Below are 18,609 nucleotides of genomic sequence, written 5' to 3'. Positions count from 1 at the left end.
AAAAAGACCGAACGTTTCTGATCGGTCTTTTTTATTAGTAAGCTACTGTTGTCACTTATTCTACAACAGCTTCAGGTTTCTTCACCGAAATAGTCAACGTTTCACCTTCACCATTATAGTCGGCTAGTATTACGTCGCCGTCTTTGAGTTCGCCTTTCAGGATTTCTTCAGCAACGGGATCTTCAAGATAACGCTGGATAGCGCGGCTTAGCGGACGGGCACCGTATTGAGGATCGTAACCTTTTTCTGACAGGAAGTCTTTCGCTTTTTCAGTCAGTTCAACGGCATAGCCCAAGTTCGTTACACGGCCCAGCAGTTTGCCAAGCATCAGGTCGATGATTTTGTGAATATCCTCACGTTGCAGCGAGTTGAACACAATCACGTCGTCCAGACGGTTGAGGAATTCCGGCGAGAACGCTTTCCGGAGCGCACTTTGAATCGTGCTCTTCATCAGCTCATCCTGCGACTCAGCCGAACGCTTGGTAGCAAAACCGATACCTGCACCGAAATCTTTCAGGTCACGTACCCCGATGTTCGAGGTCATGATGATGATCGTATTCCGGAAGTCAACCCGGCGACCTAAGCCATCCGTCAGAATACCATCGTCAAGCACTTGTAGCAGAATGTTGAACACATCTGGGTGCGCTTTTTCGATTTCGTCAAGCAGTACTACGCTGTAAGGCTTCCGGCGGATTTTCTCGGTCAGCTGACCACCTTCTTCATAACCAACGTAGCCCGGAGGAGCGCCGACCAGACGGCTAACGCTGAATTTCTCCATGTATTCCGACATATCGATACGAACCAGCGCATCGTCTTTGTCGAAGAGGTACGTAGCGAGTACTTTAGCCAACTCCGTTTTACCGACGCCCGTTGGACCTAGGAAGATAAACGAACCGATTGGTTTCTTCGGATCTTTCAGACCAACGCGTGTCCGTTGAATCGCTTTGACTAACTTATCAATAGCCGACTGCTGACCGATAACGCGGCCTTTCAACTCCTCGCCCATGTTGACGAGTTTCTTACCTTCGTCGTTCGAAACGCTGGTAACAGGTATTCCCGTCATCATTGCGACTACTTCCGCTACGTTGTCTTCCGTAACTGTATAACGACGCTTCTTCGTGTCTTCCTCCCACGCCTGTTTGGCACGGTCGAGTTGGTCGATTAAGCGTTTTTCCTTGTCGCGCAGTTGAGCAGCTTCTTCGTATTTCTGACTCTTAACAACCTGATTTTTCTCTTTCTTGATATTCTCGATCTGCTCTTCCAGTTTCAGAATATCTTCGGGAACCGTGATGTTGGAGATGTGAACGCGAGCGCCAACTTCATCCATTACATCGATGGCTTTATCCGGCAGGAATCGATCCGAAATATACCGCTCCGACAACTTCACCGCAGCCTCGATGGCTTCTTTGGTGTAGTTAACGTGGTGGTGATCTTCGTATTTATCCTTGATGTTGTTCAGAATTTCAATGGTTTCGTCAATTGACGTAGCATCGACCATAACCATCTGGAAACGACGGGCTAATGCGCCATCTTTCTCAATGTACTGACGGTATTCGTCCAACGTAGTAGCACCGATACATTGAATGTCACCCCGTGCTAAAGCTGGTTTGAACATGTTCGACGCATCAAGCGAACCCGACGCGCCACCGGCACCAACGATGGTGTGTAACTCATCGATGAAGAGAATAACTTCAGGCGATTTTTCCAGTTCGTTCATAACGGCTTTCATCCGCTCTTCGAACTGCCCACGGTATTTCGTACCTGCTACCAGCGACGCCAGGTCGAGGGTAACGACGCGCTTGCCGAACAATACGCGCGATACTTTTTTCTGAACGATACGTAGCGCAAGACCTTCCGCAATGGCGGTTTTACCAACACCGGGCTCACCAATCAGAATTGGGTTATTTTTCTTACGGCGGCTCAAAATCTGAGCGACACGTTCGATTTCTTTTTCACGACCAACGATAGGGTCCAGTTTACCAACTTCGGCAAGCTTGGTCAAATCGCGACCAAAATTGTCGAGTACAGGCGTCCGGGATTTCTCCGAACCTTTGGGGTCTTTCCCCGAACTGGAGCTGCTACCGCCAAACATCCCCCGATCGTTGTCGTCATCGTCGGTTTCGGGACCCATCACCGGACGGCTTCCCGAGGATTGATATTCCAGCATCTCCTTAATGACTTCGTAATTAACATTAAACTTATTGAGAATCTGCGTGGCGACATTGTCTTCATCGCGCAGAATCGATAGTAAAAGGTGCTCCGTTCCGATTAGCGGGCTTTTGAAAATTTTGGCTTCCAGATACGTGATTTTCAGCGTCTTTTCCGACTGACGGGTCAGCGGAATATTCGCCAGGTTTTTCACGTTGTTGGTAGCGGTTCCTTTCGTGGCCTGCTCAATAGTAACCCGGAGTTCGTCGAGTGAGATGCCGAGTTTCTTCAGCAACCCAACTGCCACACCCTCACCCTCACGTATCATACCCAGCAGCAGGTGTTCCGTGCCGATGTAGTCGTGGCCTAAGCGTAAGGCTTCTTCCCGGCTCAGCGAGATAACTTCCTTAACGCGGTTTGAGAATTTTGCTTCCATTCGATTTAGGGTCTCCTTAGGTAAGCTTGCTTACTGGCCTAACGAAGAGTTTTACAGATTTGTTCATTCCCGAAATCCTGCCTTAAGCACATCCAGTGCGGCTGGCCCCTGGCAAAATATCAGGTCTACAATACTAAGATTCGGTACAAATTCAACGCCAAAATTCTGCTGATAGGGTGCGGGTCGATGGAATATATACGAATCGACCCGTTGCCGTGGATTTAGCCTCGATCGAGCGTCAAAAAAACCGATTGAGGTCGCTTTTTCATAGCAATTTGTCAGGTTCAGGGTAGGCGTATACCGTAGAAATTTCAGACAAATTGTCAGCAGTTCGTAATTCAAATCAAATAGGAACGTCCATCTTTTCTGATAAACAAGTTCCAGGTCGGGCGCGTAGTAGTCGAAAAAGGGCGCTTTACCGTATGCGGCCTGTAAACATCGCCAGTGTTGCAATTGCCAGGGCTGGTCATTGTCAATCCGAAGACTGCGAACCGGCAGGTGATGGGTGCCCTGTTGCACGGGTACGGCGAGGGCCTCCACTTTATTTGCTGTCAGAACATAGCATCGATTTCGGTAACTTTGCTTCTGGTAGTGCTCCTGAGCCTCAATCCACACTTGCTCGAACTGCATCAGCCCCGTTATGTAATCCAGACAGGGTAAATAATGTAATTCGATTACTAAATTAGTCGGTTGCGACGGTAACTGGTACTTTTCCAATAAAAGCATGCGTATCCGTTCACAATTAAAGCAAAAAATCAATACCACCAACTGAAATTACAAATTTTTAATTTTTTAGTCGTGTTGCAATAAAACGGCGATTCCCGTTTGTTAGCCCGCTATCAACCTATTGCATGTTCTTTTTTCGCCTGCTCTCCCGCCTGCCACTTTGGTTCCTGTACGGGATATCCGATTTTTTGTACTTTTTACTGCTTTACGTAATACGTTACCGTCGTAGTGTAGTGCTTGACAATCTGCGCCAGTCATTCCCCGACAAAACATCGGGCGATATTCGCCAAATTGCCAGAGACTTCTATCGGAATCTGACCGATTTATTAGTTGAAACGATTAAGATGCCCGACATGTCACCCGACGAATTGCGGATGCGGGTACAATTTACAAATGCCCACCTCGTCAAAGAAGAGTTAGCTAAAGGCCAGGCCGTAATTGGTATGGCGTCTCACCAGAGTAACTGGGAGTGGATTCCATCGGCTTCGGTGTTACACGGTATGCCCGTCGATAGTATCTATAAGCCACTGAGCAATCCGTTTTTCGAGGAAATGATGCGAACGGTTCGCTCAAGTTTTGGTGCAGTCCCCGTACCAATGAATATGCTGCCACGCCGACTGGCTACGCAAAAAAACGTAGCACGTATCATTGCCCTCGTAGCCGACCAGGTTCCCGACGTACCGGAGCAAGCCTACTGGACCGATTTTCTCCATCGCGATACGCCTTTTTACCCTGGCACTGAGCGACTAGCCCGAAGCCGGAACCTACCCGTCTTTTACACTGAGTTAGTGCGGGTTCGGCGGGGGCATTATCGTGTTACGTTCACATGCATTGGCGAACCACCTTATGAAAATTTACCAGAAGGTACTATTCTGGAACGCTACCGCGACCTTTTAGAAGAAACCATTCAAAAACACCCTTCAGACTGGCTGTGGTCGCATAAGCGCTGGAAACACTGGCGGGCTAAATATCCCAAAATAGGCGCAAAACTTTCCTGATCCAAAAAAACAACGCCCCGAACGTAGTGAGATTCGCTACGTTCGGGACGGTACGTGGTTCATTAGTGTTGTCTACAACGTATCGCGTTTCGCTTTTTCAGCACGTACCGAATCGCGTCTCGCTTTTAGTTTATCACCTTCGGTGACGATGGCGTTTTCAGCTTTATCTAAACCTTTGTTCACGGCTCGTCCAGTTTTTGTGGCTGCACTATCGACCGCTTCCCCGGCTACTTTGGCTTTATCTTTAGCACCCTGAGCTGCTTCATCGGCTGTTTCTCCAATGGCTCTGCCCGTGTTTTTCAGGTCTTCCTTCATACGGGCTTTGCGTTCTGCTTTCTCCTGGCGACGCATTTCTTTCCTTTCCTGTTTACTCAACGCGGTAGTAGACTCCTGCGCATAGGCTCCCAGGCTAATCATGAACGCGAGTGCAAATGCACTTAATAACTTGGTTTTCATAACGTAACGTATTAGTTGATTGGTCGTATTTGCTTAATTCAATCCAACACAATCTTCTTCATGGACTGAGCTGGCAACTACACTTATTCAACCATTTTATCCGCCTTTTGTTCGAATTATCTACTCAATCAACCTGAGTAGTAACGTATCAATTAATGATAAACAGGAGAACATTAAGCGATATCACTACGTTCTCCAAATAGCGGGTACGAAACCGAAACGCGTGTTTTTGCGTACCTTTGTCTGGTCAAACGGCAATGCCGATACCTGTATGTCCGATTCGATTCTTACCCCTTCGTTGTCTACCCAAACCGCTACGTTGGAACGCACTGATTCTCCTGTTCTTTATACGCCTTCGCTGACGGAATACATCCGTCGAAAAACCATTCCGGTCACCATTGGCGACGTACCGTTAGGCTCCGATTATCCGATACGTGTTCAGTCGATGACTACCATTGATACGATGGATACTGAGGGTTCAATTGAACAGTCGATCCGGATGATTGAAGCGGGTTGCGAGTACATTCGTATTACCGCGCCCAGTGTAAAAGAAGCGCAGAATCTGGAAAATATTCGGAAAGGATTGCGTGCACGTGGGTATACAACGCCACTAGTAGCCGACATCCATTTTACGCCCAATGCCGCTGAACTGGCCGCCCGAATTGTCGAGAAAGTACGTATCAATCCGGGCAACTACGCAGACCGCAAACGCTTTGAATTTATTGATTATACTGATACAGCATATGAGGCCGAACTGGAGCGGATTCGGGCCAAGTTTCTGCCGCTGGTACGTATCTGTAAAGAATACGGAACGGCTATGCGAATCGGCACCAATCACGGCTCCCTCTCCGACCGGATTCTGAGTCGCTATGGCGATACGCCCGTCGGCATGGTCGAATCGGCGTTAGAGTTCCTACGTATCTGCGAGGACGAAAACTATTTCAACATCGTCCTCTCGATGAAGTCGAGCAACCCGCAGGTGATGGTGCAAGCGTACCGACTGCTTGTGCAGCGATTGGATGAAGAAGGGTTAAAACCGTATCCGCTTCACCTCGGCGTTACGGAAGCGGGCGAGGCCGAAGACGGACGTATCAAGTCTGCACTGGGTATCGGTACGTTGCTGGAAGATGGTATTGGTGATACCGTCCGCGTGTCGCTGACCGAAGAGCCCGAACGCGAAGCTCCGGTGGCACAGGCACTTATTGAGCGCTATACAAACCGTTCCGCCGAAAGTCAGCCAATTCCTGCTGTTACGCATTACCCCATCAATCCATTTCAGTACGTTCGTCGGACAACGCATGAAGTAGCCAATTTCGGCGGTCAGAACGTACCGCGCGTTATTGCTGATTTTAGCCAGATTGCCGTCAGTGAGCACGAAGATTTAAAACCAATCGGTCATTTTTACCTGCCCGAACCCGACAAGTGGCGCATGAATGACCTCGGCGCCGATTATATCTACACTGGTTCGCATCCGGCTTCGTTTATGTTACCTAACGGCCTCAAACAGATTCTGGATTATAGCGCCTGGCAATCGGTTTCGGATAAGGCTAATACGTATCCCCTACTCTCTGCCGCTACGTATCTGGACGCTCAGACAGCGCAGACGCTGTTGCACCAACGCCTGAACGTAGTACATCTGTCACTGCCAGACCTGTCGGGCGAATTACTCCAAACGCTACGTACCGACCAGACCGTCGTGCTGCTGATAACCACCAGCAACGCGCATGCTATGGCTGAACTACGACGATTATTTGTCGAACTGATTAATCAGGGAATTACCACTCCCGTTGTTGTCCAACGTAGCTATACCGACGTACCAATGGAGGACGTACCGTTATATGCGGCAACGGATGTGGGTGGATTACTGATTGATGGTCTGGGTGATGGTATCATGCTATCGTCAGTGGGGGCCGATACGCTCAAACCACTGAATAATCTGGCTTTTGGCATCTTACAGGCCGCCCGCACCCGAATCACCAAAACCGAATACATTTCGTGCCCATCCTGCGGTCGGACGCTGTTCGATTTACAGGAAACAACGGCGCATATTCGTCAACGTACCGACCATCTGAAAGGTGTTAAAATCGGTATTATGGGTTGTATCGTAAACGGGCCCGGCGAAATGGCTGATGCTGATTATGGCTACGTTGGTATTGGTCGCGACAAGATTTCGCTTTACCGCGGTCAGCAGGTCATTAAAAAATCGGTACCTGCTGATCGAGCTGTGGATGAACTCATCGAGCTCATCCGTGAAGATGATCGCTGGATTGAACCAACTTTAATTAATGAATAATGGATAATTTATAATGAATAATGATCATTCTGCGTAATGTTTTGATACGTATGATTGTTATCTAAATGAGCCGTTTTTTTTATCCATTATCCATTTTTCATTACTCATTTTTCATTAGCCTCGCGTGAACAAATTCATCGATTACCTTAAAATCGGGCCTGTTTTTACCTATTTCATCCGGGTTTTCAGAAAACCTGACCCCAATCAGCCGACCAGCGTAAACCTGCGTATGATGCACGGTATCAACCGGATATCAATTATCATGTTTTTGATTGCAGTGATTGTGTACACAGTTCGTCATTGTGGCCGATGAATGTAGAAACCTTGCGCGAGTATTGCTTATCCAAACCGAACGCAACAGAATCGTTTCCGTTCGGGGGTGATGCGCTGGTGTTTAAAGTAGGCGGAAAAATGTTCGCTTTACTATCAACCGAGAGCCGCCCAACAACCATTAACCTCAAATGTGACCCTGAACTAGCCGTTCAGCTACGTGACGAACATAGTGCAGTGGCGCCAGGTTATCACATGAATAAGAAGCATTGGAACACGGTTACAATTGACGGGCGGGTACGTAGCAGTGATGTTCAGGAATGGATTAACCTTTCGTATGAGCTCGTTCGAAAAAGTTTGCCCAAAGCGGTTCAGGCTACACTAAATTAAGGCCGTTACGTTGGCGGTATAGCCTAAAACGTTGTAAATTCGCAGAAATACAACCAACCTGACGGAGTTATGGAAGTTGTGCTGATAAGTCTGTTGTTCGGAATCTACATGACCATCCGGTATTTCTGGGTAGATCACGACACAATGGCCGATAAAGACCGGAAGCGGTTTCAAAAGGGTGTGGATTTAGTGAGACTTCGGAAATATGACGAGGCTTATCAATACTTTAACGACGCTGTTCGGCACCATCCTAAATCAGCCATTGCCTACGCTTATCGAGGAAAATGCCAGCTCATTCAGGAGAATTATTACTCAGCTATTTACGACCTCACAGAAGCCATCAGTCGTGACAATACGTTAGCAGACTGCTACCTGGATCGGGGTATCGCTTTCTATAATACAGCTGAATATCAGCAGGCGTTTCGCGAATTCGACAAAGCTGTCTGGCATTTTCGCGATGAAAAACCAGACGCTTATCGGTGGCGGGCCTTGGCCCGCGTCCAGCTCCGGCAACTTCCCCAGGCCGAAAACGACCTCCGCCGAGCCGTTATCCTTGGCGATGAAAATTCGTTTCATTTACTGTTGCAACCGCCCTTCACCCGGCCCAATCCGGTTATGAAGTCGTAGGTTTATTTAACGTAGCAGTAAGCGTAAATCGAATGCAAAGCCGGGTAATACGTTCTCTCCTGAAATAGGCTGACTAAAATCGGTATGTTTACTGATTGTTCCATCAGCTCGGTAAATTAGCACTTGCTGCTGCTTGGTGTCGATAAGCCAGCCCAGTTGAACACCATTCGCTACGTATTCCCGCATCTTTTCCTTAGCATTTTCATTCTGACGGCAGAAAGCATAAAAAGCATCATCATCATCTGATAATCGGTGAATTCTACAGTTGTTGTCCGCTGCTCTTCCGGTACGTTTGCAATACTAAATGTCATTGACGTATTGTTTTCCTTCGTAAATACACAAACCTTACTCCAGTTCAGTCACATACGCCCCCATTTGCCTGACTGAGTAGCAGGCAATGCTACGTTCCTTTGCTTCGGCCAAAAGCTTATCGGTCAAGGGTGTTTTGTTAGAATCATCGAAAATAATGTGCCGAGCTACGACTCGCCCATTCAACTGATTCCAGTTACGTAGCGCGTTACGTCGGATAATGAGGTAATCGACCACCGCAGGCAGGCGCCAATTGGACGTAGTTAGTTTATTGACCAATAACAGCGTTCTCCCTTTCCAAACCCACAAGGCGTATTCATTTGTGCGATAATACGCTGGAACGTTTGATAACGTAGCAGTTCTGACATCGGCTCTAGCCAAATCAGAAATCCCCCATTGCCCGAATGTATTCTTGAGGTAGAAATCGAATGAGCGAGTATCATTACTATCGAGGTCGGATACTAACGTGCTTTTGTGGCCGTCGGTCAGGCTGACAGCGGTTCGATGCGGCAGAAAATGGACTGCCAGCTTTTGCTGATTCAATTGCTGATGTTCATCCCAGAGGTTCACGCCAGCCAATAAAGCAGCGGTGATACAACTAGCCCAAACGTATAATTTGCTACGTGTCAGTACTAATGTTACTGCACTCATAATGAACGCGTATGTCAACAACATCGCCACTGGTGAAAGCCAAAGCCCATCCCACGTAGCACCGGGAAGTTCGCCCGTTTGCGTCACTACGTAGTTGAGCAGCCAGGCCACTTTTTGCAGAAGCAATCCCAGCCAATCATTTACATAAGGCACCCAACTTAACCCTAACGCAGCCATAGCCAACGGAAGTAGTACGCCCGAAAGCATCATGACCACTGGATTTGCCAGCAGAAAATAAGTTGGAAATTGATGGAAATAGAAAACACCTAATGGAAACGTGATCAGTTGAGCAACCAACGCCACTACTGTCAATTTCCAGAGTTTATCTACCCACTTATTCGGGAACGTAACGGATTGATAAAGCGACGATTCCCAGGACACAATACCACCCACGGCCAGGCACGATAACTGAAACCCTGCTGAAAATAGAGCGTATGGGTCGAAACAAAGAATGAAAAAAGTCGACGCGCCCAACGTATTCATCAACTGCTGTGGACGGCCCAACGCTCGGGCTAAAATGAGCAACGTAAACATGCCAGCCGAACGTAGTACCGGTGGCGAAAAGCCCGTAACAAGTGCGTAAAACCAAAGAATCGCCAGTTGAAGACCAGCCATTAGCAACTTACCACGTGGACGTTTGGCAAGAAAACCAAGCAGAAACGTCAATACGTTGAACAGAATACCAACATGCAGTCCTGAAACCGAAAGAATGTGCACAGCACCGGACGCCGAATACGCCCGGTATAGTTCTGTATCCAGATCGTCGCGAACGCCCAGAATCATGGCGTTTACGATGCCAAACTCAGGCCGGGAGCCAATCTGTTGAATGAACGTACTATCGGCCCAGCGATTTACAAACGTAGCAAGTTGGGTAATTCGGCTAGGCGGTTCAATTCCCAGAATATGCCGTTGAAACGGGCGCAGGTATTGCTGGTGATAAATGTTCCGATAGCTAAGGTATCGTTTGTAATTGAACTCGCCGGGATTCAGCGGTGGATCGATTGGACGAGGAGCGCCAGTTACCAGCCAGACTTCGCCGTATCGAGGCATCGGCTGGTTGGCCTTATTCAGATACACAATGACACGTCCACTAAGTGACTGCCAATGAGGAATTTCACTACGTCCAGGCTGATTTGAACGTCCAACTTTTCCCCGACGAAGCTCCAGTTCGACGCGAAAGGTTTTGGCGCGGGATTCAGGCTGAGCTGCCACTACGCCCTCGTAGGCACGTAGCGTATCAGTCAGGTGGATAATGTTATCGGGACAATTGCTGGCGGTACGTTGCCAGATAATTCCCCAACCCAGTGCAAGCAATATCAGCAGTGCACCAACGCCCGATTTAATTTGAACAGGTTTGACGACTTTTCCCCAATTGTGGAATAAGCCTGACAATAGCAATCCAGACCCAACTAGAAAGGCGATGAGCGGCAATTGGTAGAAATCAGGCAATTGATCATACAAAACAATGCCCGCCATAAATGCCACAACGTAGCGAATGAATGGCAATCCTTTCATTCTGTTGTGTAAGCCGAACCAGGCAACACCATTTTATAATGCTGAATAGTAGCCTCCTCGAACATTGGCCCAACCGGAACGAACCCGAAACCGGAATAAAGTGGCATCGCCGACACCTGAGCATGCAGGTAAATCCGTTCAATGGGTTCGGGTTGCTGACTGAACACATCATCAAGTACAGCACGAACCAGCGCCTTACCGACGCCTTTCCCCCGACAATCGGGCAGCACGGCAAAACGTTCTAGCTTAACACCTCCTGATGTACGACGCCAGCGAGCTGTGCCACAGGGCTTTCCGTCAGCGCGAGCCAGAAAATGGCGGCTACTTTCTTCAAACTCATCGTATTCCTCTCTGGCCGAAACGTGCTGCTCTTCAACAAACACCTGTCGGCGAATGGCAAAAGCATGTTCCAGATCAGCGGGATTTGAAATGGGGAAAACATCAATCATAAAATGATAAATTAATAGGCATAGGGTATGGGCATGGGGCAAAGGGATTAGTATTATTTTGGCCCTATGCCCTTACCCCTATGCCCGCAATTAGGGAACGAGCAGGCGTTTGCTGGCTACTTCATTATCTGTTTTCACCCGAACAATATACAAACCTTTGCTTAATCCATTAACAGCGAGTGCCACACGTGTGCTGGGGGAGTTAGTATAGGACGTTGACCGAAGCTGGCGTCCATTCAGATCAAATAAATCGACCATAAATGACTGAGAACCTTTCAGTTGCACATCAACGGTTGGATCAGCGCTGGATGGATTCGGGTAAACATTGATAGTCAGCGTTTCGGTTTCAGCCAACGGTGCCGACACTGACTTGATCAGTCTGGCCCTTGCCGGACTTAACGTCAGTACCCGACGCATACGAGCTACCTGGCCCGCCGTAAACATATTCATGCAGGCATCCGGCGAATACATCAGGTAATTTTCAATAGGAGTCCGTAATCGCTGGCCTGAACAGGTTGAAAATATATCGTTGCAGAAGCGAGTTTGATTCAGGTTATCCGTCGGCGTCGTGTCGGCTACATGGTCATCCCCGCAGCTACCGTCACCATTTACGTGGAATAACCCCAACCAATGCCCGATTTCGTGCGTAGCGGTACGTCCTAAAGCATACAACGAACTCGTTACAGTACCCGTTTGCTTACCAAAATACCGGTAGTCGATAATGGAACCATCGGTACGTTCATTTGCATACTGAGGATCAATCAGCCCTTGTAACGTATCAGCGGCTATCGGAAATTGTGTGTAACCCAAATAACTTTGTACTGAAGTTACCCAGATATTAAGATAACGGTCGCTAGGCCAATAGGCAATTTGGGATAAGAGTTCTGCGTCACTAAATACGTCAAATGAAGATTTTTGCTGATAATAATGACGTGTTATACCCGTAGCTGGTTGTCCATTTGGATCAGTAGTAGCCAGAAAAAATTCGATGCCGGCATCGGCGCCAATCGGGCTGGTATTGTAGCCATTTGTGCCAACTTTTCGTCGGTAATCTTCATTCAGCACCTGAATCTGCGAACGAATTTGCTCATCCGAAATATTCACATTATTCGATCCGCCTATCGTACCCGATGCATTGCTATGTACTACATGTACAACAACTGGAATCCGGAAAATGGTGTCGGTAGCCTGCTGCCGTAGCGAAGGCGCATCTTCCATTGCCTGAAGCTGCCGATTAAGCTTATTCAACAGTCGGAGCCGATTCGGATTCTGTTGCTGCAAAAACTGTTCACGCACCACCGTAGCACATCGGTTGGGTAATTCTTCTTCAGGCGAATTCGCCGAAATCGTTTGACCCCAGGTTATCGAGGAGAGTAAACACAGAAACGAACCGGCCAGCAAGCCAGTTCGTTTCCAGTTAGTTAGGCTATTATTGCCCCGCTTTATCATATGCATTGATAATTTCACGAACGAGCCGGTGACGGACCACATCGCGCCCATCGAGTTCAACAAATGCAATTCCTTTAATATTCTTTAAAATATCGACCGACTCAACCAGCCCCGATTTTTGTCGATTCGGCAAATCAATCTGCGAACGGTCGCCGGTAATGATCGCCTTCGACGTAGGGCCCATACGGGTCAGAAACATTTTCATCTGCATGGAAGTCGTATTTTGAGCCTCGTCGAGCAGAATAAATGCATTGTTGAGCGTACGTCCCCGCATGTAGGCCAGCGGAGCAATTTCAATAATCCGATTTTCAGTATAGAACTTCAATTTCTCTGCCGGAATCATGTCGTCGAGCGCGTCATAAATCGGCCGGAGATATGGGTCTATTTTCTCTTTTAAATCGCCTGGCAGAAAGCCTAAATTTTCACCAGCTTCCACAGCGGGACGCGTAATGATGATTTTCTTGACTTCCTTGTTTTTCAGCGCCCGCACCGCAATGGCGACGGCGGTGTAGGTTTTACCCGTACCAGCCGGACCAACAGCGAAAACGAGATCATGTTTCTCAGCTGCTTCAACCAGTCGTTTCTGATTGTCGGTTTTCGCCCGAACCACTACGCCCCGGTTACCATAAACCAGCACTTCATCATCGTCGGGCGGTGTCGGGGGAGCCATATTCCCCGCAACGGATTGCCCGCTGTGACTGATGTAGGTTTGAACATTTTCCTGGGTTATTTTCCCGTACTTCTGATAATGTTCAATCAGCGAATCCAGGATATCACTGATGCGGCTGATTTCAGGCGTTGTGCCTTTGATCCGGATTTCGTTGCCGCGCGAAATAATTTTACTCATCGGAAAGGCGGCTGCCACTTCCTTAATAGTAAGATTCTCTACACCCAGAAAGTCGATGAGCGAGACATTGTCAAGGGTGATTACTTTTTCGACCAAATGATAAATAGATTTAGTTGGAGATTCCGAAAAATAAGCGTTTTCCTTACTTCTACAACGCATTTTGCAAAAAAATTATTCCGTCGACAGATTTCACCCGAACCCAGTTTATTTTAGCATAAAACGAGTAAATTTTTGGAATAAGTACGTATCTTGCTGACAGACAGCCTCCTGCTACCTACCCATACTATGTTCATCTCTTCTTCGTTGCTTTTCAATAAAATTTATCAAAAAATTTTTCGGGCTTATAGCGCTAACATTACCAGAATGTTACGTAAAAATTGGTGGTTCGATGGCCTATACGTCAGGCTAACCGGGCTTGCCTTGTGGGGGTGCGATTGCGTAAACTTGCAGTAAGAACATGGAGAACAACGCACGCCCCAACCAGCACCTTCGGAAACAAACAGGATTCGCAGGTGGCCGCCCGCAGGCCGGCAATCACTGGCTCGATACAGGCCTCGGCAAATTACCTCCGCAGGCACTGGACTTGGAAGAAGCCGTGCTGGGTGCGTTGATGATTGAAAAAGACGCCCTGTCGATGGTCGTCGATATTTTAAAACCCGAAACGTTCTATAAGGAAGCCCATCAACGGATTTACAGCGCCATTCTCACGCTGTTCGGCAACTCCGATCCGATCGACTTACTGACAGTTACGCAGCAACTTCGCAAAACCGGCGAAATTGAGATCGTTGGGGGTGGCGGCTTTGTTTCTGAGCTGACATTTCGGGTCAATTCGGCGGCTAATATCGAATATCACGCCCGGGTTGTATCGGAGCAAGCGCTGAAACGGGCACTCATCGCCATGTCGTCGACCATTCTGCGCGACGCTTACGAAGATACAACAGACGTATTCGAACTCCTGGACCGTACCGAGCAGTCGCTCTTCAAGATTTCAGAATCGAACATCAAGAAGAATTATGCCGACATGAGTACCATCGTCCGGATGGCGCTTAACGAACTCGAAACCAAAAAGAATCAGGAAGGTCTAACAGGTGTACCGTCAGGCTTTACCAACCTCGACCGTGTTACGTCGGGCTGGCAACCTACTGAACTGATTATCCTGGCGGCCAGGCCAGCCATGGGAAAAACGGCGTTCGTAGTCAGCGCGTTACGTAACGCGGCTGTTGACCACGGAAAACCCGTTGCCATATTCTCACTGGAGATGTCGTCGGTGCAGTTGGTGAATCGTCTGATTTCGGCTGAAGCAGAAATTGATTCCGAAAAAATTCGGAAAGGTACGTTGGCCCCGCACGAGTGGACGCAGTTACACCACAAAATCCAGCGGCTGACCGAAGCGCCTATCTTTATTGACGACACCCCTGCCCTTTCCATTCTGGAGCTTCGAGCGAAATGCCGCCGACTGAAAGCTCAGCATGACATTCAGATGGTCGTAATTGATTATCTTCAATTGATGTCGGGCGATACGTCCGGAAGGGCCGGTGGTAACCGCGAACAGGAAATCGCATCGATTTCTCGGGCCCTTAAGAACCTGGCTAAGGAGTTGAACGTACCAGTTATTGCGCTTTCGCAGTTGAGCCGGGCTGTTGAAACCCGTGGTGGTGACAAGAAACCTCAACTTTCTGACCTTCGTGAATCGGGATCTATCGAGCAGGATGCCGACATGGTTTGCTTCCTGTATCGGCCTGAATATTACAACATTACAGCCGATGAAAACGGTAATTCAACGGCGGGGATTGGTGAAGTAATTATTGCGAAAAACAGAAGTGGTTCGCTCGATACCATACAACTCCGGTTCATCAATAAGTTTACAAAATTCTGCGACCTCGACTCGTATTTCGAGCCGGTTCAGACACAGGGATTTGCGCCTGATGTGAACGGCCTGAACAGTTTCGACGCGCCACCGGGCGGCAACGTATTCAAGAGCAAAGCCAACGATCGGTCGAATTTAGACAACACGAATTTTGGCAACGCTGACCCGAATCAGGAAACTCCTTTCTAATGAGTTTACGATTTCAAAAAAGATTTTGTAACGGCTGGCACGTATTGATGGCCGTGATTTTTAATGTTCATTTCAGGTAAAACCCACAGAAGCATGAAACTCTACTACGTTATAGTTTGCCTCTTTTTTGGTGCTACGTTATCGGCTGAAGCCCAGAAGCTAAGAGGGCTGGACAAAAGCCCAATGGACATGGCCTATTATCCCGATGACTTTGCCCACGACCGCAAGTTTGCTCCTGCCAAAGTTGGCGACAAAGCTTACGCTCGTGTTACCTATAGCCGTCCGGCCAAGAAAGAGCGTGAAATATTCGGAAAAATGATTCCGTTTGGTAAAGTATGGCGGGTCGGAGCTAACGAAGCCACCGAAATCAAATTCTTTACGGATGCCACCATTCAGGGCAAAAAGATAAAAGCGGGTGTCTATTCATTCTATGCCATCCCGAACGAAACCGACTGGACGCTCATTTTTAGCTCTGACTTAGATCAATGGGGTGCTTATAGTTACAAACAGGATCTGGACGTATTACGTGTGAACGTACCAGTCAAAAAAGCAGAAGAACCAGTTGAGAATCTGGCTATCCAGTTTAAAAAGGCTGGCGATAACGTCAACGAATCCATTATGCAGATCGCCTGGGATACTACGTTGGTGGAAGTGCCTGTTACGTTCTGACTTTAACGTAGTACTTCAGTAAAAAGGCCCAACAGAGAAACCTGTTGGGCCTTTTTACTGAAGTACTACGTATCAAAAATTCGGTTTTAGCAGATAACGCGAATAGAAATCGTCAATGACTTTTAGGGCTTCTGTCGGCGTATCAACAATGCTGATGAGTTTCATGTCTTCCGGATTGATGTTGTGCTGCTCTTCCAGCACTTCTTTGGTAATCCAGTCAACCAAGCCCTGCCAGAACGACCGGCCAACCAGCACAATCGGAAAACGGGCTATTTTCCGGGTTTGAATCAGGGTTAACGCTTCAAACAGTTCGTCGAGCGTTCCCATGCCACCGGGCATTACTACAAAACCCTGCGCATACTTTACAAACATTACTTTCCGAACAAAGAAAAAATCGAAGTTGATGCTTTTATCTGGGTCGATATAGATGTTACTATGTTGCTCAAACGGCAATTTAATATTCAATCCAACCGATTTTCCTCCTTGCTCGAAGGCACCTTTGTTACCGGCTTCCATAATTCCCGGCCCACCACCTGTAATGACGCCATAGCCATGTCGTACGAGCTTGGCCGCTATTTCCTCGGTCATTTTATAGTAAGGATGGTCGGGTTTGGTGCGTGCCGAGCCGAATACAGAAACGCAGGGGCCGATTTTCGCCAGTTTATCAAACCCTTCGACAAACTCCGCCATCACTTTAAAGATGACCCAGGAATCGGCTGTTTTGATTTCATTCCAGTCACGATCCTGAAACGCTTCTTTGATACGTTGTTCGTCAGGTGTTAAGAGTAACTCGTCGCGCTTGGGTAAATCGTGGGCAATACGTTCAGTGCTCTGCGCTTCAGAGCGATGAACATTTTCTTTAGTTTCTTCCATTTAGATATAAAAAAGGCAGTGGGCGCGAAACGTACTCACTTCGTCATACATAAAACAACCGCCCTAATTAACGAAAAAATGGCATTCTGAATAAATCAGAGCCGTTTTTCTGTAGGGCGGAACAGTATAACGTAATGTTTTCGAAAATCGTTTCAAGGTTCAAAGAGCGAAAGAATGAATGACCGCTTCGGCGGCCCGGTCATTCATTCTTTCGCTCTTTGAACCTGCTTTTTATTTCCGTCGGCTTTCCAGGAAGTTCTCGATACGGTCCATAGCTACCGTCATTTCATCAACCGAGGGCAGGCACACAATGCGGAAGTGGTCATCGTGGGTGTAGTTGAAGCCGTTACCTGATACGACCAGCACTTTTTGCTCAGTTAATAGATTCAGGACAAAGTCATCGTCGTCGGCCAGGTTAAACTGTGACAGATCAATTTTTGGAAAGATGTATAAAGCCCCTTTGGGTTTTACGCAGGTAACGCCCGGAATTGCAGTCATCCGTTCGTAAGCCAGCATAATCTGCCGGTGCAGTCGACCGGTTGGCATCACTAAGTCGTTGATACTCTGATAGCCACCGAGTGCCGTTTGAATGGCGTACTGCGTTGGTACGTTGGCGCAAAGCCGCATGCTTGCCAGCAACGTCAGTCCTTCAATATACGATTTGGCTCGGTGTCTCGCTCCACTCAAAATCATCCAGCCACCTCGAAAACCAGCTGCCCGGTAATTCTTTGATAGCCCGCCCATAGTGATACAGAGCGTGTCGTTAATCATTTTGGAAATCGGATAATGGATCGCTCCGTCATACAGAATCCGGTCGTAAATCTCATCCGAAAACACGATTAGTTTATGCCGCTCGGCGATTCGAGCAATACCTTCCAGTACACTTTTATTGTACACCGCACCGGTCGGATTATTGGGGTTGATAACTACGATGGCGCGCGTTCGAGGGGTGATTTTGCGTTCGATGTCGGCCAAATCAGGGTTCCAATCTGATGCTTCATCGCAGACGTAGTGCATGGGTTTGCCTCCGCAAAAGGCCACTGAAGCTGTCCATAGTGGGTAGTCGGGCGAGGGGACCAGCACTTCGTCGCCCTCATTCAACAACGCCTGCATCGACAGCATAATCAACTCGCTGACGCCGTTGCCGATGTAAATATCGTTGATGGTAATGCCCGGTAAACCAATATTCTGCGTGTGGTGCATCACCGCTTTTCGGGCCGCAAAAAGCCCGCGCGAGTCGGAATACCCCTGCGCGTTACGTATATTCAGGATGATGTCGTGAACAATTTCGTCGGGCGCGTCGAAGCCGAACGTAGCAGGATTACCAATATTCAGGCTGATAATTTTATAGCCCTGGCTCTCCAGTTCAAGCGATTTTTCGTAAATCGGGCCGCGAATATCGTATTTCAGGTGAACAAGCCGATCACTCTTAAGAATTTCCATTGCA

General features: G+C 48.0%; 17 protein-coding genes. 7 read left to right on the top strand and 10 right to left on the bottom strand.

What is annotated here, in order from left to right; genetic code table 11:
- Positions 1-55: 55 nt before the first annotated feature.
- Positions 56-2,584: an ATP-dependent Clp protease ATP-binding subunit gene (locus tag IC229_RS29225; protein WP_190891585.1), complete on the bottom strand. Its 2,529-nt coding sequence runs from the start codon at positions 2,582-2,584 to the stop codon at positions 56-58.
- A 63-nt stretch (positions 2,585-2,647) separates the two neighbouring features.
- Positions 2,648-3,310, bottom strand: a complete 663-nt coding sequence (locus IC229_RS29220) for a WbqC family protein (RefSeq protein ID WP_190891583.1) — start codon at positions 3,308-3,310, stop codon at positions 2,648-2,650.
- Positions 3,311-3,435: 125 nt separating this feature from the next.
- Between IC229_RS29220 and IC229_RS29215 the strand changes: the two genes are divergently transcribed.
- Positions 3,436-4,308 (top strand): lysophospholipid acyltransferase family protein, encoded by an 873-nt coding sequence (locus tag IC229_RS29215; RefSeq protein ID WP_190891581.1) that lies wholly within the window; start codon positions 3,436-3,438, stop codon positions 4,306-4,308.
- Between the two features lie 72 nt (positions 4,309-4,380).
- Here IC229_RS29215 and IC229_RS29210 read toward each other — a convergent pair whose 3' ends face one another.
- Positions 4,381-4,764, bottom strand: a complete 384-nt coding sequence (locus tag IC229_RS29210; protein ID WP_190891580.1) for a hypothetical protein — start codon at positions 4,762-4,764, stop codon at positions 4,381-4,383.
- 271 nt (positions 4,765-5,035) lie between these two features.
- On the opposite strand from IC229_RS29210, the gene ispG reads away from it, so the two are divergent.
- The 4 genes from ispG (at position 5,036) to IC229_RS29190 (ending at position 8,344) form a co-directional block, all read left to right on the top strand.
- On the top strand, positions 5,036-7,057 hold the full coding sequence (gene ispG / locus IC229_RS29205) for a (E)-4-hydroxy-3-methylbut-2-enyl-diphosphate synthase (protein ID WP_190891636.1): 2,022 nt from the start codon (positions 5,036-5,038) through the stop codon (positions 7,055-7,057).
- A gap of 124 nt (positions 7,058-7,181) precedes the next feature.
- Positions 7,182-7,370 carry a DUF6728 family protein gene (locus tag IC229_RS29200; RefSeq protein ID WP_190891578.1) on the top strand — a complete coding sequence of 63 codons (189 nt, stop codon included), beginning with the start codon at positions 7,182-7,184 and terminating at the stop codon, positions 7,368-7,370.
- Entirely contained in the window at positions 7,367-7,717 is a 351-nt protein-coding gene (locus tag IC229_RS29195) for an MmcQ/YjbR family DNA-binding protein (protein ID WP_190891577.1), read from the top strand. The genes IC229_RS29200 and IC229_RS29195 overlap by 4 nt, the downstream gene beginning before the upstream one ends.
- A 69-nt stretch (positions 7,718-7,786) precedes the next feature.
- A complete protein-coding gene (locus tag IC229_RS29190; RefSeq protein ID WP_190891575.1) occupies positions 7,787-8,344 on the top strand; it encodes a tetratricopeptide repeat protein in 558 nt (185 codons plus the stop codon).
- A gap of 6 nt (positions 8,345-8,350) precedes the next feature.
- On the opposite strand, the gene IC229_RS29185 is transcribed toward IC229_RS29190, so the two are convergent.
- The 5 genes from IC229_RS29185 to IC229_RS29165 form a co-directional block, all read right to left on the bottom strand.
- Positions 8,351-8,602: a Uma2 family endonuclease gene (locus IC229_RS29185; RefSeq protein WP_317171661.1), complete on the bottom strand. Its 252-nt coding sequence runs from the start codon at positions 8,600-8,602 to the stop codon at positions 8,351-8,353.
- Between the two features lie 87 nt (positions 8,603-8,689).
- A complete protein-coding gene (locus IC229_RS29180; protein ID WP_190891572.1) occupies positions 8,690-10,819 on the bottom strand; it encodes a ComEC/Rec2 family competence protein in 2,130 nt (709 codons plus the stop codon).
- Positions 10,816-11,268 (bottom strand): GNAT family N-acetyltransferase, encoded by a 453-nt coding sequence (locus IC229_RS29175; RefSeq protein ID WP_190891570.1) that lies wholly within the window; start codon positions 11,266-11,268, stop codon positions 10,816-10,818. The genes IC229_RS29180 and IC229_RS29175 overlap by 4 nt, the downstream gene beginning before the upstream one ends.
- A gap of 90 nt (positions 11,269-11,358) precedes the next feature.
- Complete coding sequence (locus IC229_RS29170) at positions 11,359-12,723, bottom strand: M43 family zinc metalloprotease (protein ID WP_223834255.1); 1,365 nt, start codon at positions 12,721-12,723, stop codon at positions 11,359-11,361.
- Positions 12,698-13,660 (bottom strand): PhoH family protein, encoded by a 963-nt coding sequence (locus IC229_RS29165; protein WP_190891634.1) that lies wholly within the window; start codon positions 13,658-13,660, stop codon positions 12,698-12,700. The genes IC229_RS29170 and IC229_RS29165 overlap by 26 nt, the downstream gene beginning before the upstream one ends.
- Before the next feature lie 361 nt (positions 13,661-14,021).
- Between IC229_RS29165 and dnaB the strand changes: the two genes are divergently transcribed.
- Positions 14,022-15,620 (top strand): replicative DNA helicase, encoded by a 1,599-nt coding sequence (dnaB, locus tag IC229_RS29160; RefSeq protein ID WP_190891568.1) that lies wholly within the window; start codon positions 14,022-14,024, stop codon positions 15,618-15,620.
- Positions 15,621-15,713: 93 nt separating this feature from the next.
- The gene (locus IC229_RS29155) at positions 15,714-16,289 is read left to right on the top strand and encodes a DUF2911 domain-containing protein (protein WP_190891567.1); all 576 of its coding nucleotides are present in this window, start codon (positions 15,714-15,716) and stop codon (positions 16,287-16,289) included.
- Positions 16,290-16,361: 72 nt separating this feature from the next.
- Here IC229_RS29155 and IC229_RS29150 read toward each other — a convergent pair whose 3' ends face one another.
- Both IC229_RS29150 and IC229_RS29145 read right to left on the bottom strand, forming a co-directional pair.
- Positions 16,362-17,162 carry an LOG family protein gene (locus IC229_RS29150; protein WP_190891565.1) on the bottom strand — a complete coding sequence of 267 codons (801 nt, stop codon included), beginning with the start codon at positions 17,160-17,162 and terminating at the stop codon, positions 16,362-16,364.
- A 231-nt stretch (positions 17,163-17,393) separates the two neighbouring features.
- Entirely contained in the window at positions 17,394-18,605 is a 1,212-nt protein-coding gene (locus IC229_RS29145) for a pyridoxal phosphate-dependent aminotransferase (protein ID WP_190891633.1), read from the bottom strand.
- Positions 18,606-18,609: the final 4 nt, after the last annotated feature.

It is taken from the genome of Spirosoma profusum, assembly GCF_014699005.1.
Classification (GTDB): domain Bacteria; phylum Bacteroidota; class Bacteroidia; order Cytophagales; family Spirosomataceae; genus Spirosoma; species Spirosoma profusum.
This window is presented reverse-complemented; position numbering and strand designations above follow the sequence as displayed.

Coding starts and splice junctions, on each gene's coding strand:
- IC229_RS29225 (WP_190891585.1), bottom strand. CDS start 2,584: ATGGAAGCAAAATTCTCAAACCGCGTTAAGGAAGTTATCTCGCTGAGC.
- IC229_RS29220 (WP_190891583.1), bottom strand. CDS start 3,310: ATGCTTTTATTGGAAAAGTACCAGTTACCGTCGCAACCGACTAATTTA.
- IC229_RS29215 (WP_190891581.1), top strand. CDS start 3,436: ATGTTCTTTTTTCGCCTGCTCTCCCGCCTGCCACTTTGGTTCCTGTAC.
- IC229_RS29210 (WP_190891580.1), bottom strand. CDS start 4,764: ATGAAAACCAAGTTATTAAGTGCATTTGCACTCGCGTTCATGATTAGC.
- ispG (WP_190891636.1), top strand. CDS start 5,036: ATGTCCGATTCGATTCTTACCCCTTCGTTGTCTACCCAAACCGCTACG.
- IC229_RS29195 (WP_190891577.1), top strand. CDS start 7,367: ATGAATGTAGAAACCTTGCGCGAGTATTGCTTATCCAAACCGAACGCA.
- IC229_RS29190 (WP_190891575.1), top strand. CDS start 7,787: ATGGAAGTTGTGCTGATAAGTCTGTTGTTCGGAATCTACATGACCATC.
- IC229_RS29180 (WP_190891572.1), bottom strand. CDS start 10,819: ATGAAAGGATTGCCATTCATTCGCTACGTTGTGGCATTTATGGCGGGC.
- IC229_RS29175 (WP_190891570.1), bottom strand. CDS start 11,268: ATGATTGATGTTTTCCCCATTTCAAATCCCGCTGATCTGGAACATGCT.
- IC229_RS29170 (WP_223834255.1), bottom strand. CDS start 12,723: ATGCATATGATAAAGCGGGGCAATAATAGCCTAACTAACTGGAAACGA.
- dnaB (WP_190891568.1), top strand. CDS start 14,022: ATGGAGAACAACGCACGCCCCAACCAGCACCTTCGGAAACAAACAGGA.
- IC229_RS29155 (WP_190891567.1), top strand. CDS start 15,714: ATGAAACTCTACTACGTTATAGTTTGCCTCTTTTTTGGTGCTACGTTA.
- IC229_RS29150 (WP_190891565.1), bottom strand. CDS start 17,162: ATGGAAGAAACTAAAGAAAATGTTCATCGCTCTGAAGCGCAGAGCACT.
- IC229_RS29145 (WP_190891633.1), bottom strand. CDS start 18,605: ATGGAAATTCTTAAGAGTGATCGGCTTGTTCACCTGAAATACGATATT.